Origin of the sequence: Roseivivax sp. GX 12232 (assembly GCF_021272185.1) — a bacterium.
GTDB lineage: Bacteria > Pseudomonadota > Alphaproteobacteria > Rhodobacterales > Rhodobacteraceae > Roseivivax.
Genome location: NZ_JAJSEC010000026.1, coordinates 1 through 1,718, shown reverse-complemented (window position 1 = coordinate 1,718; position 1,718 = coordinate 1). Strand labels below are relative to the sequence as shown.

At 73.9% G+C, this 1,718-nt stretch carries 2 protein-coding genes; one reads left to right on the top strand and one right to left on the bottom strand.

Annotation, left to right across the window (positions count from 1 at the left end):
• A partial coding sequence (locus LR948_RS18710) for a penicillin-binding protein activator (RefSeq protein ID WP_232755672.1) occupies window positions 1-847 on the bottom strand: 847 nt, incomplete at its 3' end.
• A 239-nt stretch (window positions 848-1,086) separates the two neighbouring features.
• Between LR948_RS18710 and LR948_RS18705 the strand changes: the two genes are divergently transcribed.
• Window positions 1,087-1,716: a hypothetical protein gene (locus tag LR948_RS18705; protein ID WP_232755667.1), complete on the top strand. Its 630-nt coding sequence runs from the start codon at window positions 1,087-1,089 to the stop codon at window positions 1,714-1,716.
• Window positions 1,717-1,718: the final 2 nt, after the last annotated feature.

Sequence of the window (1,718 nt, the reverse complement as noted above, 5' to 3'; positions counted from 1 at the left end):
GGACCGCCAAGCCCCGCTGGCAAAGTCCCGAGGACAGGAACCGGTAGGGGCCGAGTACGCCCGAGAAGCCGTCCTCGTCCAGAAGGCCGCGCCGCGATTGCGCGCCGCGCTGGCCCAGCACCCGCGCGAGCTCGGTGCCGTCATAGGCCAGCCCCGCGATAATCCCCGCGCTCTGGCCGGTGGCCTCGGCGAAGGCGTCGCGGAAGGGCGCAAAGCGCAGCGGGTCCGGGGCCGCGAACCAGGCGCCGTCGAAGGCCGGGTCGCTTTCGAGATCGAGCGCGGACCACTGCGTCGAGCCGATAAGCTGGATGTCCTGGCCCGCCAGCGCCCGGGCGAAGGGCGCAAGCGTCGCATCGGCCGCCGGAAGATAGACCGCGTCGGGCCTGCCCCCGCCATCGGCCAGGGCGGCGCCGATGCCCGCGGGCGCCTCGGTGACGATGGGCGCGCGCAGGTTCAGCCCGAGGCGTGGCGCGATTTCCTGGGCGGCGGCCACCGATTGCGCGCCATAGGCCCCGGGGGGCACGATGATCGCCAGGTCGCGCAGGTTGCGCTGCGCGGCGAGGCTGAAGACCGCCTGCACCGAATGCGCCGGGGTGATCCCGAAGACGAAGACATCCTCCTGCGCGAGCGAGCCGTCGTTCGAAAGGCTCACCACCGGCACCCGTCCTGGCACGGCACCGGCCACCGCCCGCGCCTGGGCGCCGAAGACCGGGCCGATCAGCATGTTGGCGCCCGCGTCCACGGCATTGCGCGCCGCGGCGGCGGCATCCTCGGGGGTCGAGCCGCTGTCGAAGATGTCGATGCCGATGCCTGGGCCGCCGCCGAGGCTTGCAGCGCTCCGCAGCATCTGGCCTAGTCCCTCCGACGCCCCCGAAAGAGGCAGCAGCAGCGCCGCCCGACCCGGTCCGGCGCCCTCCGAGCCGCCGGCCCCGGCCAGGCGCTCGGTCACGCCGCAACCCGCGAGGAGAGAGACGGATGTCGCCGCAACCCCCTTCAGAAGACCGCGCCGGGTGGCTCCGCCGGGGGCCGGGCGGCTTGGGTCGTGCGGGGCTCGGGCTGCTCGCGGCCGGTCTGGGTCTAGGCACATTGGGCGGCGCGCTCCTTTATCTCGCTCCGGTGACGATCCTTACATCTTCGCGCGATCTTCCACCACAGGTCGAGGCGCTCTACGGCTCGCTGCGCGAAGGGCGCGCGGTGCTGTCGAGCGGGCATCAGCTGAGCTGGCGCACCCGCCCCGGTCTGGGCCCCTGGCCCGGCTTTCTGGGAGAGATCCGGCTCGAGGGCGGGCGTACGGAGATCGCGGGCAGGCTGCGCCTGCACTGGCGGCGGCTGGGCGTCGAAGACCTCTCGGGCCGCGCCGGGCCCGGGCTCGCAGCACTCGTCCCCGGCGCATGGAGCTGCGAGCAGGCCGCCGATCTCAGCGGTGTGACGCTGCTTTGGCAGGGTGGCGCACCGCGGGCCGGTGGCGGGCTGGATCTGCCGGCGGGCCGCTGCACCAAAGGCGGGGCCGAGATCGCCCTGCCCGATCAGCGCCTGGACTTCGGCACCGGCGACAAGAGCGCCCGCGCGCGGCTCCGGGCCGGAGATCTGGGTGAAATCGCGGCGCTCGAGGTCACCGCCGCGCGCCGCGCGCATCTCAGGATCTCGCCCGAGGCGGGGCGCGTCTACCCGGTGCTGCCCCGTGGCGCCCCGATCGCGCTGGACTATGACTTCTGAGC